Source organism: Dokdonella sp. (assembly GCF_019634815.1).
Taxonomy (GTDB): Bacteria; Pseudomonadota; Gammaproteobacteria; order Xanthomonadales; family Rhodanobacteraceae; genus Dokdonella_A.
Genome location: NZ_JAHCAP010000004.1, coordinates 1 through 13,851, shown reverse-complemented (window position 1 = coordinate 13,851; position 13,851 = coordinate 1). Strand labels below are relative to the sequence as shown.

Sequence of the window (13,851 nt, the reverse complement as noted above, 5' to 3'; positions counted from 1 at the left end):
GCATTCATTGCATCAAACCCCAGTGCGAGACATCGCCACGAAAGCCCATGCCGCGCAGCGCGATCTGGCGCTTGAGCGGTTCGATGCGTTCTGCCAAATGAAATCCTGCCATGCGCGCAAGGCGCAGCGGCAGAAAGGGATTGCCCATCAGGCGCACGAGATCGTCACTGAAGGCAGTGGTTGCGGCGCGGTCGCCACGACGCCGTTCATCATGGCGTTCGAGCAAATCCCCTGCGCCCGGATCGGTACCCGATTGCGCTGTCTCGCGCAACAATTCGGCCAGCGTGAGCGCATCGCGCAGACCCAGGTTGAACCCCTGCGCACCGAGCGGATGCACGGTCTGCGCGGCATTGCCGACGAGCACGCAGCGCTGCCCGTGGGTGCGCTCGGCAATCACGCGCGCCAGCGGAAAAGCCTGGCGCCGGCCCGGCCTTGTCAGTCGTCCCGCGCGCCAGCCGAAGCGCTGCTGCACGCAGTCGATGAAGGCCGCATCGTCAAGTGCGGCGGTCGCCGCTGCTTGGCTGCGTGGCACGCTGAGCACCAGTCCCGCACGCCGCTCGCCCAGCGGCAACAATGCGAGAGGCCCTGTGTCGGTGAAGCGCTCATAGGCCTGACCCTCGAGCGCACGTTCGCAGTGCACCGTGGTGACGATTGCCGACTGCGCGTAATCATCGCGCCGCACAGCGATGCCGAGCGCCTCGCGCACGAACGAGCCGGTGCCATCGGCGCCAACCACCAGCCGTGCGCGCAAGCGGCGCGTGCCTTCAGGCGTGCCGAGTTCGACCGCGACCGCGGCGGGCGCGGGCTCGATCACGCTGGCCTGCGCGGGCGCCAAGCGCAGCAGCGACGCACAGCGCTCCAGTCGGCGCAGCAACGCATTGCCGAGCTCGCGCGCCGGGATCACCGCGCCCAATGACGGCAGTCCGAGTGCCTGCGCATCCAGACGCAGCGCGCCGAATTCACCGCGGCGACTGACGTGAACTCGACGGATCGGCGTGATCGGACTGCGGGCATCGAGCACGCCCAGTGACTCGAGTGCGTTGACACTGGCACGTGCGAGCGCAAGGTTGCGCTCGTCCTCGCTGGCTTGCAGATCAAGCCGCGAGGCCGAGGCTTCGGCCAGCGCCACGCGCAGGCCGGCGTTATCGAGCGCAATGGCAAGGCTCGCGCCGACCAGACCACCACCGATGATGAGCACGTCCAGTTCATCCATTGCCGCATGATAGCGCGCCACACTCGGTCGCTTGACCACGGCAACGCCGAGCGTTCGCCTTCCCGGCGGACACCGGGATCCAGCTCTTTCGCCACGGATTCAAGCCGTGGATTCCAGCTTGACCGGCCCTTCGGCAGTTGGTCGCCACTGGAATGACGGCTGGAGACTTGTTCAGCGAAGTCCTAAACTGACGGCCTTGCTCCACTGGCTCACGCGGACACACCACCATGAACGACGCACGCTCCCGTTCCGGCTCGCCCTGGCGCTACGGCATCTTCGCCGTGCTCGCCCTGGTGATGATTGCCACGCGCTCGTCGCTGATGCGTGACCATCTCGCGCCGCTGCCGGATGCTTCGTGGGCGGTGTTCTTCATCGCCGGCTTCTATTTCGCCGCGGCCGGCGGCCAGCGCCTTTTCGGCCTGCTGCGCGCAGGCAGCGCGGCCGGATCATTCCTCGCGTTGATGGTGCTGGCCGTGCTGATCGACTGGGTCGTGATCAGCGCGCAGGGCATTGCGTTCTGGAGCCACTACTGCGTGTCGCCGGCCTACTGGTTCCTGCTGCCGTCCTATGCCGTGCTGTGGCTCGGTGGTGCCTGGCTGCGCAGTCACTATCGCGGGCTGCATGCGCGCGAACTGGGCCTGCTTGCGGTGAGCGCCGTGATCGCAATCGGACTGTGCTTCCTGATTTCCGACACCAGCTACTACTGGCTGAGTGACACCTGGATGAACAACGGCGCCGTGCGCAGCTTCGCTGGCTGGTTCAGGAACTTCAGCGACTGGTACTGGATCTTCACCCGCTCGACGCTCGCCTACCTTGCGGTTGCCGCGGCGCTGCATGCGGCAGTCGTACTCGCCGTACGTGCACAGCCGACAATGGCAGGCAGCGCGCAGCACCGCTGATTTCGCCGCCAGCGCATCGCGACGCACAATTCGCCGCAATGCTGCATCTTCCGACCGTTCTGGAGCCGTATTGTCGTGGGTAATCGCCTGTCGAAAATCTACACACGCACGGGCGACGATGGCAGCACGGGCCTCGGTGACGGATCGCGGGTGGGCAAGGACAGCGTGCGCGTGAGCGCCTACGGCACGGTCGACGAGCTCAACAGCGCGCTCGGCCTCGTGCTCGCCTGCGATATCAGCGATGAGGTGCGCGAGACGCTCACCCAGATCCAGCACGATCTGTTCGATCTCGGCGGCGAGCTGTGCATTCCGGGCATGGAGACGGTCAGGGACGCCGACATCGAGCGCCTTGAGCAGGTGCTCGACCGTTTCAATGACGGCTTGCCTCCGCTCAAGGAATTCATCCTGCCCGGTGGCGGCCTCGCCGCCGCGCATTGTCACCTGGCGCGCACGATCTGCCGGCGCGCCGAACGTGAGCTGGTGACCCTCGCACGCAGCGAGAACGTGCGTGCGCAACCGCAGCGTTATCTCAATCGCCTCTCGGATTTGTTGTTCGTGCTCGCGCGCGTGCTCGCACGCGCCAGCGGCCACGGCGAAGTGCTCTGGCATCACGAGCGCCGCAAACGGACGTGAGCCAGACGCGCGCCCGTGCGGCTCCGACTGCCGGCACGCGCGTGGCGTTGTACACGCATGAGGCCTGTTTCGACCACGATCCCGGTCCGGGCCACCCGGAAGCGGCGGCGCGCCTGGCTGCGGTGCTGGAAGGCGTGGACGATTGCGCGCTGCCTGCCCTCGAACGTCTGCCAGCGCCGCGTGCGAGTCGCACGCAACTCGCGCGCGTACACACGCGTCGCCTGATCGACAACATCCTCGAACACGGTCCGCGGCACTACTGGCGCATGCTCGATGCCGACACCTTGATGTCGCCGGGTTCGACCGAGGCGGCACTGCGTGCCGCTGGTGCCGTCTGTGCGGCGGTCGATGGCGCATGCGGCGACGGCGCGCCGCGCGCATTCTGCGCGGTGCGGCCACCCGGCCACCACGCCAACAGCGACACCGCGATGGGCTTCTGCCTGTTCAACAACATCGCGGTCGGTGCCGCCCATGCGCTGTCCGCCCACGCAATCGAACGCGTCGCCATCGTCGACTTCGATGTTCATCACGGCAATGGCACCCAGGACATCTTCTGGAACGAACCGCGTGTGCTGTATGCCTCCACGCATCAGGAGCCGCTCTATCCGGGTACGGGTGCGCGCAGCGACACCGGCGTCGGCAACATCGTCAACCTGCCGCTGCCGCCGGATGCAGGGTCGGTGCAATTCCGCGCCGCCTGCACGCAGGTCATCCTGCCCGCGCTGGACGCGTTTGCGCCGCAGCTCGTGATGATCTCGGCCGGCTTCGACGCGCACCGGCTCGATCCACTCGCCAATCTCGATCTGGTCGAGGAGGACTACGGCTGGATCACCCGCGAACTGGTCACGCTCGCGCAGCGCCATGCCAGAGGACGCATCGTCTCCTCGCTCGAAGGCGGCTACCACCTCGGCGCACTGCGCGCCAGCGTCGCCGCCCACCTCGCCGCGCTCGCGACCTGAGCGGGTGTTTGCCGCGCGCGCGCGGTTTGGGCAAGCTAGCACCCTTGGTTTCCAATGCGACCCAGCCGTGCCCCGCCAATCCGCTTCCTGCCTGCCGCGGCACTGCCTCGCGCTGGCGATCCTCCTCGCCCTGCCCGGCGCCGCGCATGCGGCCGATGACGCGGCCAAATCCTGCGAATTGGGCGTGCTCAAGTGCGCCAAGAAGCCGCTCGACTGGGGCATGTGCGGCAAGAATGACCTGCTCGACTTTTACGTGCCGAACCTGCCGATCGAGGGCGATCGCAAGGCCGCCGAGCGCGTGATCAGTGCGCTCAAGGTCGAGTCGAGCGACAAGGCCCATTACACGCTCGAAGGCAAGGCACAGTTGCGCCAGCTCGACTTGTTCCTGCACGCGCAGAAGATCACTTACGACAGCGAAACCACCGATTTCGAGGCGCAGGGCCCGCTCACCTATCAGGATCGCAGCTTGCTGCTGTCAGCCGACCATGCGCGCGGCAATACCGAACTGGAAACCTGCACGCTCGAGGGCGTGCGCTACCAGTTGATCCAGGCGCGCGGCAACGGCATCGCCCAGGTCGCTGTGGCGCACGATGCCGATCACGCCACGCTCAAGGGCGCAAGCTACTCGACCTGCAATCCTGGGCAGCAGCAATGGGCCTTCGCCGCACGTGAGCTCGATCTCGACCGTGCCGAAGGCGTGGGCCGTGCCCGTGACGTGACCTTGCGCATCCACAACGTGCCGGTGTTCTGGTTCCCGTACTTGCGCTTTCCGCTCGATGATCGCCGCGTGTCGGGCCTGCTCTATCCCGAGATCGGCTTCGGCTCCCGCCGCGGCTTCGACTACGCGCAACCGATCTACCTCAACCTCGCGCCCAATTTCGACGCCACGCTCACGCCGCGCGTAATGAGTGAGCGCGGCCTGATGCTCGGCGGCCAGTTTCGCTACTTGACCGACAGCAGTCGCGGTCAGTTTGATGCGCAGTTCATCGGCCACGACAACCGCGCCGACGACGAACGTCTGGACGGCGCCAAGGTTCCCGACCGGCGCTGGTGGTACAAGTGGGACAACCAGACCTCGATCGCCCCGGGTTGGAGCGCGAGCATCAATCTCAACCGCGTCTCCGACGACCACTACTTCGAGGATTTCGGTCGCGGCCTGTATTCGAGCGCAATCAGTCTGCTGCCTTCGAGTGCCTACCTCGCCGGCGAGGGTGAATGGTGGAAGCTGCGTGTCGGCGGCGACCAATACCAGGTCACCGACCCGACGCTTTCTGGCGTTTACGAGCCCTATCGCCGCCTGCCGCGCGCAACGCTCAATCTCGACAAGTCGGCAAGCCTGTTCGAAGGCGGCCTCGATGCCGAATTCGTCGCCTTCGACCGCGACCGCGGCCTCACCGGCCAACGATTCGACGTGTTTCCGCACTTGGGCTTGCCGATCGAGCACGCGGGCTGGTTCATCCGGCCGCAGATCGGCTACCGCTATACCAGCTACCGGCTCGACGACCTCGCGCAGAGCGGCAACCCGCTGCTCACGCGGCGCGATCCCGACCGCGGCGTGCCGGTGCTCAGCATCGACAGCGGCCTGGTGTTCGAGCGTGACCTTCACTGGGGCGACGCGGCCTGGACGCAGACGCTGGAACCGCGCGCCTACTACCTGCGCGTGCCCTACCGCAATCAGGACGATTTGCCGATCTTCGACACCCAGGAAGTGCCGTTCACCTTTGGCCAGATGTTCCGCAGCAACCGCTTTGTCGGCGCCGACCGCCAGATGGACGCCAACAACCTGACGCTCGCACTGACCACGCGCATGCTCGAGGATGCGACCGGCACCGAGCGCGTTTCGGCAAGCCTCGGCAACATCCGCTATTTCGATGACCAACGCGTGCAGATGCCCGGCCGGCCGCAGACCGACTTCGGCGGCTCGGCCTGGGCCGGCGAGATCGACCTGCATCTGTCCGACCGCTGGCGTGTCGTGCTTGCCCAGCAGTGGAACCCGAATTCGCACCACACCGACCTGTCGACCCTGGGTGTGCAGACCCGCTTCGGCAATGGCGGTCTGGTCAACTTTTCCTACCGTTTCCGCCGCGACTTTCTCGAGCAGGTCGACCTCAGCGCGGCGATTCCGCTCGCCGAGGGCTGGCGCCTCGTGGGTCGGCACAACTATGCGCTCAACAATCCGCTCGCCCTGCCCGGCGACCGGCACGGCAAGGACGGCCGCACCCTCGAGAGCTTCATCGGCATCGAGCGCGATACCTGCTGCGTGACCTGGCGCCTGCTCGCACGACACTGGGTGCGCAACGCGCAGGGCGAGAGCGACAACGCCCTGTACTTCGAGATCGAACTCAAGGGATTGGGCGCGGTCGGACAGAAGACGGACTCGTTCCTGCGCCGTGCTATCCTAGGTTATCAATGACTTGCGGCCAGATCGCGCCGCGTCGCCGGCCCCGCCCGGGGCCTTGAACCCTGCATCGACTTTCCCGGATCTCCCAGATGAAGCATTTCCTGTTGGCATTCCTGGCCGCTGGCACCGCGGCGTTTCTGGCCCCGCTCGCGCATGCGCAGAGCGTGCAGCCGCTCGATGGCATCGTCGCGGTCGTCAACGACGACGTCATCCTGCGCAGCGAGCTCGACCGTCAGCTCACCCAGGTGCAGGCGCAGTTCGCCAACAATCCGGGCCAGCTGCCACCACGGGACGTGCTCGAGAAGCAGATGCTCGACCGCCTCGTGCTGCAGAAGCTGCAGGTCGCGCGTGCCAATGACTCGGGCATCAAGGTGTCCGATGCGCAGATCGACCATTCACTCACGCAGATCGCGCAGCAGAACCACATGGACATCAGCCAACTGCGCGGCGCGGTGCAGAGCCAGGGCCTCGACTATGGTCAGTTCCGCAACACCATCCGCGACCAGCTGCTGGTGCAGCAATTGCGCCAGCAGATCGGCCAGTCACGCGCCCAGGTCAGCGACGCCGAGATCGACAGCCTGATCAAGAATGGCCGCGTGCGCACCGAGCAGTTGCATGTCGCCCACATCGTCATCAACCTTCCGGAAGGCGCTTCGCCCGAACAGGTCGATGCCACCCGCGCCAAGGCCGAGAACGTGGTGCGCGAAGTGCGCGACGGCATGGATTTCGCCGCTGCCGCGATCCGCTACTCCAATGCCGAAGACGCGCTGCAGGGCGGCGACCTCGGCTGGCGCGGCGTCAACGAACTGCCGCCCGCACTGGTCGAGGCCGCCGACAAACTGCAGGACGGCCAGATCACCGATCCGCTGCGCGGACCCAACGGCTTCCACATCGTCAAACTGGTCGGCAAGCGCGACTCGGGCGCCCAGCTCGTCACCGAGTATCACTTGCAGCACATCCTCATCAAGACCAGCGAACTGGTATCCAGCGAGCAGGCCAAGCAGCAGATCGATGCGATCCGCAAGCGCATCGTCGACGGCGAGGACTTCGCCAAGGCCGCCACCGAAAGCTCGCAGGAAACCGAAACCGCGCGCCTGGGCGGCGACATGGGCTGGTCGCCGGCAAATGCCTATGGTCCGCAGGCACAGGCGGTGATCGACAAGCTCAAGAAGGGCGAGCTGTCGGAAGCCTTCGAAGTGCCTCCGGGCTGGCACCTGCTCAAGTTGATCGACACGCGCCAGGCCGACAAGGCCGGTGAAATGCAGCGCAACGAAGCCAAGAACATGATCTTCCAGCGCAAGGCCGAAGAGGAATACATGAGCTTCCTGCGCCAGTTGCGCAGCGAGGCCTACGTCGAAATCCGCCTGCCCGGCAGCGAAACGCCAGCGCCCGCCGCGCCCTGAGTCACCGCCGGAGCACCATGCCGACCTTTGCCGAGCGCGCGGCCCCGACCCTGCCGCGGCTCGCGCTCACGGCGGGCGAGCCCGCGGGCGTCGGCGCCGAACTCATCGTACGACTGGCCGCGAGCGACATTTCCGCCGATCTCGTCGCAATCACCGATCCGACCTTGCTCGAACATGCTGCGCGCACACTCGGCGTGCCGCTCGTGCTCGAAGCATGGAAACCGCAAGTCCGGTCTGCAGCGCGCGCAGCGCACACGCTGCGCGTAGTGCCAATCCCGCTTGCCGCACCGGTCGTGCCCGGCCAACTCGACGTGTGCAACGCGAGTCACGTGCTCACCGCACTGGCGCGCGCCGCCGATGGCGCCGCCAACGGCGAGTTCGATGCGCTCGTCACCGCGCCCGTGCACAAGGGCATCATCAACGATGCCGGCATCGCCTTCACTGGCCACACCGAATTCTTCGCCGCACGCGCCAGCTGCGAGGTGGTGATGATGCTGGCAGCCGAGCGCGCCGACGCGGCGCCGCTGCGCGTAGCGCTCGCCACCACCCATCTGCCGCTGTCGGCGGTGCCGACCGCAATCACGAGGGCCTCGCTCACGCGCACGCTGCGCATCCTCGACCGCGATCTGCGTACGCGCTTCGCGCTCCCCGCACCACACATCGGCGTGCTCGGCCTCAATCCACATGCCGGAGAGAGCGGCCACATGGGACGTGAGGAAATCGAGGTGATCGCACCCGTGATCGATGTCCTGCGCGGCGAAGGCATGCATCTCGATGGTCCCTTGCCGGCGGATACCGCCTTCGTGCCGCATCGACTCGCACATCTCGATGCGGTGCTGGCGATGTATCACGATCAGGGCCTGCCCGTGCTCAAGTACGCGGGCTTCGGTCATGCCGTCAATGTCACGCTCGGCCTGCCTTATGTGCGCACTTCGGTCGACCACGGCACCGCGCTGGACCTCGCCGGCAGCGGGCGCGCCGATCCGGGCAGCCTGCTGGCGGCAACGCGGCTGGCACTCGAGCTGGCGGCACGCAGACAGCCGACCATCAACGCGTGATCCCTTCGATGAAGGCGCGCAGCAGTGCGCCGCGATAGCGCTTGCGATGGACCACCAGCGTCAGCGTGCGGCGCAGGTCGAGGAAGGGCGTGTGGAGGGCGACGAGCCGACCAGTGACCAGCGCATCGCCTATCGCCACCGCGGGCAGGCAGCCCACGCCCAGGCCGGCGATCACGGCCTGCTTGATCGCTTCACTCTGTCCCAGTTCCAGCGTGACCTCGACCGGGCCGAGCACCGCTCGGCTGCTCTGCTCGAACAGGGTTCGCGTGGCCGAGCCGGGTTCACGCAGGATCCAGCGCTGGCCGCGCAGGTCGTCGGCGCGCAGGCGCTTGCGTCTGGCCAGCACATGATCGGCTCGCACGCACACGCGCAGCTCGTCCTCGCGCCAGGCGATCGACTCGATGTCCTCGCTCCCGGCCGGACCTTCGATGCAACCGACATCGAGGCTGAAGTCGAGCAGGCCGGCGATGATCTCGGCGGTATTGGCCACGCGCAGCCGCAACCGCACGGCCGGATGGGCACCGATGAAGCTGCCCAGCAGATCGCCGACGAGGTAGTTGCCGATGGTGTTGCTCGCGCCCAGCGCGAGCGCGCCAGCGGCCTCATCATCACCGGGCCCGCCCAGCTCACGCAGTCGCTCGACGATCTCGCGGGCCCGCGGCAGCAATGCCCGCCCCTGTTCATTGAGATGGAGGCGACGCTGGCGGCGATCGAACAGCGGCGCACCCAGCAGGCGCTCGAGTTCGGCCAGCGCCATGCTCGCCGCCGGTTGCGTCAGGCCCAGTTGCCCGGCGGCGGCACGCACGCTGCCAGCGGCCGCGATTGCGGCAAACACCTCGAGTTGGCGCGGGCTGATCGCGATCATCACGAGTCCTTATAACCAGCATAATGACAATTGATTATATTGATATGCCCCATCAGGCCAGAATGCCGGCCCGACTTCGACTGCGTGAATCGCCATGACTGTGTTTGGTGCCCGTCTCCCGGGTCTGGCGCTCGCCCTTGCACTGGGCCTGGGCGGGTTGCTGCTGGCCGCCCTGCCCGCGCTCGCCCGCCTGCAACTGTCTGCGCTCACGGTCGCAATCGTGCTCGGCATGCTGGTCGGCAACCTCGCCGGCGCACGCCTGCCGCCGGCGCTGGCGCCGGGCGTCGGCTACGCCCAACGCAGCCTCCTGCGTGCCGGCATCATCCTGTACGGGCTGCGCATCAGTTTCCAGCAGATCACCGCCGTGGGACCCGGCGCCCTGCTGCTGGACGTGCTCATCGTCACCAGCACGCTCGCGCTGGGCCTGTGGATCGGGCAGCGCTGGTTCGCGCTGGATCGTGACACCAGCCTGCTGACCGCGTGTGGCAGCGCGATCTGCGGCGCCGCCGCGGTGCTGGCCGCCGAACGACTGCTCAAGTCGGCGCCCGACAAGGTCGCCATCGCGGTCGCCGGCGTCGTGCTGTTCGGAACGCTCGACATCTTCCTCTACCCGCAGCTCGCGCACTGGCTGGCACTGTCGCCCATTCACTACGGCATCTACACCGGCGCGACCGTGCATGAAGTGGCACAGGTGGTCGCGGCCGGCAGCGCCATCGATCCGACGGCGGCCGACACGGCCATCATCGTCAAGCTCACGCGCGTGCTGCTGCTGGTGCCCTTCCTGTTCGTGCTGGGCGCCTGGCAGGCGCGGCACGCCGAAGGGGGTGGCGGCGCGGTCACGGTGCCGTGGTTTGCCCTGGGTTTTCTGGCAGTCTGTCTGTTCAACTCGCTGGTGGAGCTGCCGGCGCAGGTGCGTGCGCGCCTGCTCGATCTGGATACCCTGCTGCTGGCCATGGCAATGGGCGCGCTGGGACTGGAGACGCGCCTTGCGCGCCTGCGCGCGCTCGGCCCCAGGCCGCTGCTGCTGGCCACCGCGCTGTTTGGCTGGCTCACGATCGGCGGCTACTGGATGCTGCACTTCGTGATCGGCACCGGCTGACTGCGGCCAGCGCCCCGACAGCGGTCCGCAGCGCCGATGGCGGCGACGCAGAGCGTGGTCGTTCCACTACCATGTGCCGATGCCGCACGCCGCCACCCCGCGCCACCTGCACAAGAAACAGTTCGGCCAGCACTTTCTCCACGACGCCCGCATCATCGAGGCGATCGTGCGCGCGATTGCGCCGCGCGCCGATGACAGCGTCGTCGAGATCGGACCCGGCGATGGCGCGCTCACCCTGCCGCTGCTGCGCGCACTGGGCCGCCTGACCGTGATCGAGCTCGATCGCGACCTGGTTCCGCGACTCCAACACGCGGCGCAAGGTGTCGGCGAACTCAGCATCATCAATGCCGACGTGCTCGGTGTCGCCTTCACGGCGCTGGCGCAAGGCAAGCGCCTGCGCGTGGTCGGCAACCTGCCATACAACATTTCCTCGCCGATCCTGTTCCATTGCCTGGATCACATCGACGCGATCACCGACATGCACTTCATGCTGCAACAGGAAGTGGTCGAGCGCATGGCCGCCGCTCCGGGTAGCAAGGTCTATGGGCGGCTGTCGGTGATGCTGCAACTGACCTGCCGCGTCGAGCCACTGCTGCACGTGCCGCCGCAGGCGTTCCGGCCACCACCCAAGGTCGATTCGGCGGTGGTGCGGTTGGTGCCGCGACCGCCTTCGGAGCGCCCCGACGTCGATGCGCCGGTGCTTGCGAACGTCGTGCGCGCCGCCTTCGGCCAACGCCGCAAGACGCTCGCCAACGCGCTGCGCAACCTGCTCGATGTCGACGCGATCCGCAAGGCGGGTGTCGATCCGCAGCAGCGCGCCGAGCAACTTGCGCCGGCCGCGTTCGTCGCGCTGGCCCGTCGCCACGCGCAGGAGCGCCCCCCTGCCACGCCGATCACGTTCCGACCGTAACCCGATGCCGTAAACTCGCCGGAACGGAATTGAACCCCGAAGGAGAAGGAAATGAAGTTTCATGCATGGATCCTCGCGGCCACGGCAAGCACATGCGCATGCCCGATCGCATCCGGCGGCAGCCCGCCGACATTCCCGCATTGGCTCGAGCTCGGCCATGACGTGACGACCTTGACGGGTGTCGCCGGCGGACGCTTCGCAGTCGTCGACCCCGATGGCGATGGCATCGCCGACCTGGTCTTCGCGGGCGAGACCCAATCGTCGATCCTCATGACGCTCGGCCGCAAGGCCGATGGTTCGTTCGGCTTCAAGCAGGCGACGCCGCTGCCCGACGATGGTGGAAACGTGCGTGCGCTGGGCTGGATGAGCAATGGCTCCACGCATGTGCTGACGGTGGGAGCCAACGGAACCGTACGCGATTTCAGCGGCTGGCCGCTGGCACAAGCCCGTCAGTTCAATGTCATCACCAACGCAAGGGCCGCGGCCATTGGCGACGTGGACGGCAATGGCAGCGACGACTTGCTGATCCTCTCCGATTCGGACCTGCGCGCCTATTCGCTGGCTGATGGCCAGGCCCTGTGGGTTGCGGCAGGATCCGGCGGCACGGATCTGGCGCTCGCGCAGCTCGACGCTGACCCGGCGCTGGAGATCATCATCGCCGGCGCCGTGCCCGGCGTCGTGCTCGACGGCGCGACGCGCGCGGTGGACTGGCAATACATCGACGGTTTTGGCACGAGGCTCGCAACCGGCGCACTCGGCGACGACGGCACGACACATTGGGTGGCGGCACAGGGCTGGTACCAATACACGATCTTCCGCGCCAGCCCGTGGTCGCCATTGTGGGGCGGCAGCACGAATATCGACATTGGCGCGCTTGCAACCGCCCATCTGGACGCAGACCCGAATGCGCGCGATGTGATCCTGATCGGCGACGGCCAATGGGGTGCCGTGCACGCCATCGATGCCACCACGCATCAGCAACGCTTCGAGATCCCGAACCAGGGCTACAGCGTCCGCGCGATTGCCGGAGGCGATCTCGACGGCGACGGCATACCAGAAATCGCATTTGCCTCAGGTTCGACCTACAACGGTCGCCTGCTCGACGTCGCCGACGGGCGCAGCGGCGAATCCAAATGGAACTACGCACCCGGTTCCAGTCCACTGTACACGACCAGCATCGGCGACCTCGACGGCGATGGCCGGCTGGAAGTGATGGCGGGCACCCGAATGGACAGCGGGTTCACGCACGACAAGCAAGTGCTCGACCTGCAGAGCGGCGCGGTTCGTTGGCAGAGCCCGCCATCCTACAATGCAAATGAAGCGTTCAACATGACCACAAGCCGAATTCGGCCGATCGCCCACGACGGCGCGCCCGGCGCCGACATCGTGATCGGCGGAACATCGAGTGGAGGTGGCCGCTTGCTCGTGCTTGATGGCTCTGACATGTCGGTCAAACTGCAGATCGGAGACTATTCCACAATCCGCCCCATGGACTCCCGCAATCTCGTGGATTTCCAATTGCTCGACTTCGACGCAGATGGCACGCTCGATTTCGTTGCCGCCACTGCCCCATATTCAACCGGTGCCTCGGGTGCATTGCTATCGGTATTTTCGGGCGTCGATGGACACCTGCTGTGGAATTCGCCGCCGATGGGCACCGGCTTTACCCAAATCAATACCGTCCTGCTCGGGCCCACCCCAGGTGGCGGTGCCGGTGTCGAAATGATCGCGGTGCTGCCCGGAAGCCTGCGCGCGTACAACAGCCAGACCCTGCTGCTCGACTGGGTGCTTGCAGCCACCAACGACGGTGCCAGCTTCATTGAGCATGGCATCGCCGGCCCGGAGATCGCCGTGTTCCTGGAAGGCGGTGCCATCACGTTCTACGACGCACGCACACGGGCGTATCTGCGTTCCTGGACATTGCCTGCACCGGTTCGGGCGATCACGGCCCTGGATGGCGACATCCACCAACTGCTGGTTTCATCGGCCGATCGGCTGGTCCTCGTGGATGGCAACGACGGCCAGATGGCCGCATCGACCGACTACATGGGCGGCCAGGTGGCCTTGGGCAACCAGATCGCGTTGGCAGGCAGCGTCCATTCGGACTGGAGCGTGGCGGCGACAAGCGATCTTGCGCTGTACCGGTTCAAGCTGCGCCTGCTCGACCGCATCTTCTTCGATACGTTCGAATCCCCGTAACCGCACCGGGCGCGTCGGCCTGCCGCCGGCGCGCGAACCACAGGCCATGGCTTGCCGGCGACGCGCCAGTCGCTGAAAATCCGTGACCATGAGCAGCAAGAAACCCTACGACATTTCGATTTCGGTCGACACGCGCTTTCTCGACGACCAGTCGGCTCCGCACGAGAACCGCTACGCCTTCGCCTACCGCATCACCATCGCCAATCACGGCA

11 protein-coding genes are annotated in these 13,851 nt (G+C 66.6%); 9 read left to right on the top strand and 2 right to left on the bottom strand.

Annotated features, from left to right (window positions below; genetic code table 11):
* Positions 1-4: 4 nt before the first annotated feature.
* Positions 5-1,213, bottom strand: coding sequence for a 2-octaprenyl-6-methoxyphenyl hydroxylase (gene ubiH, locus KF759_RS03300; protein WP_291222977.1), 1,209 nt, complete (start codon positions 1,211-1,213; stop codon positions 5-7).
* A 227-nt stretch (positions 1,214-1,440) separates the two neighbouring features.
* Here ubiH and KF759_RS03295 point away from each other — a divergent pair, with 227 nt between their 5' ends.
* The 6 genes from KF759_RS03295 to pdxA all read left to right on the top strand — a co-directional run bounded on the left by KF759_RS03295 (position 1,441) and on the right by pdxA (position 8,566).
* On the top strand, positions 1,441-2,112 hold the full coding sequence (locus tag KF759_RS03295) for a hypothetical protein (RefSeq protein ID WP_291222976.1): 672 nt from the start codon (positions 1,441-1,443) through the stop codon (positions 2,110-2,112).
* Between the two features lie 75 nt (positions 2,113-2,187).
* Positions 2,188-2,745 (top strand): cob(I)yrinic acid a,c-diamide adenosyltransferase, encoded by a 558-nt coding sequence (locus tag KF759_RS03290; RefSeq protein WP_291222975.1) that lies wholly within the window; start codon positions 2,188-2,190, stop codon positions 2,743-2,745.
* Positions 2,746-2,786: 41 nt separating this feature from the next.
* Positions 2,787-3,704 (top strand): histone deacetylase family protein, encoded by a 918-nt coding sequence (locus KF759_RS03285; protein ID WP_291223109.1) that lies wholly within the window; start codon positions 2,787-2,789, stop codon positions 3,702-3,704.
* A gap of 67 nt (positions 3,705-3,771) precedes the next feature.
* Positions 3,772-6,117 (top strand): LPS assembly protein LptD, encoded by a 2,346-nt coding sequence (gene lptD, locus KF759_RS03280; protein WP_291222974.1) that lies wholly within the window; start codon positions 3,772-3,774, stop codon positions 6,115-6,117.
* A 50-nt stretch (positions 6,118-6,167) separates the two neighbouring features.
* A complete protein-coding gene (locus tag KF759_RS03275) occupies positions 6,168-7,508 on the top strand; it encodes a peptidylprolyl isomerase (RefSeq protein WP_345777416.1) in 1,341 nt (446 codons plus the stop codon).
* 17 nt (positions 7,509-7,525) lie between these two features.
* The gene (gene pdxA, locus KF759_RS03270) at positions 7,526-8,566 is read left to right on the top strand and encodes a 4-hydroxythreonine-4-phosphate dehydrogenase PdxA (protein ID WP_291222973.1); all 1,041 of its coding nucleotides are present in this window, start codon (positions 7,526-7,528) and stop codon (positions 8,564-8,566) included.
* Here pdxA and KF759_RS03265 read toward each other — a convergent pair.
* Positions 8,556-9,431 (bottom strand): LysR family transcriptional regulator, encoded by an 876-nt coding sequence (locus KF759_RS03265; protein WP_291222972.1) that lies wholly within the window; start codon positions 9,429-9,431, stop codon positions 8,556-8,558. The two genes, pdxA and KF759_RS03265, sit on opposite strands and share 11 nt — an antisense overlap.
* Before the next feature lie 94 nt (positions 9,432-9,525).
* Between KF759_RS03265 and KF759_RS03260 the strand changes: the two genes are divergently transcribed.
* The 3 genes from KF759_RS03260 to KF759_RS03250 all read left to right on the top strand — a co-directional run bounded on the left by KF759_RS03260 (position 9,526) and on the right by KF759_RS03250 (position 13,639).
* On the top strand, positions 9,526-10,530 hold the full coding sequence (locus KF759_RS03260; RefSeq protein ID WP_291222971.1) for a putative sulfate exporter family transporter: 1,005 nt from the start codon (positions 9,526-9,528) through the stop codon (positions 10,528-10,530).
* 79 nt (positions 10,531-10,609) lie between these two features.
* On the top strand, positions 10,610-11,440 hold the full coding sequence (gene rsmA, locus KF759_RS03255) for a 16S rRNA (adenine(1518)-N(6)/adenine(1519)-N(6))-dimethyltransferase RsmA (RefSeq protein WP_291222970.1): 831 nt from the start codon (positions 10,610-10,612) through the stop codon (positions 11,438-11,440).
* 51 nt (positions 11,441-11,491) lie between these two features.
* Positions 11,492-13,639 (top strand): FG-GAP-like repeat-containing protein, encoded by a 2,148-nt coding sequence (locus KF759_RS03250; protein ID WP_291222969.1) that lies wholly within the window; start codon positions 11,492-11,494, stop codon positions 13,637-13,639.
* The last annotated feature ends 212 nt before the right edge of the window (positions 13,640-13,851 follow it).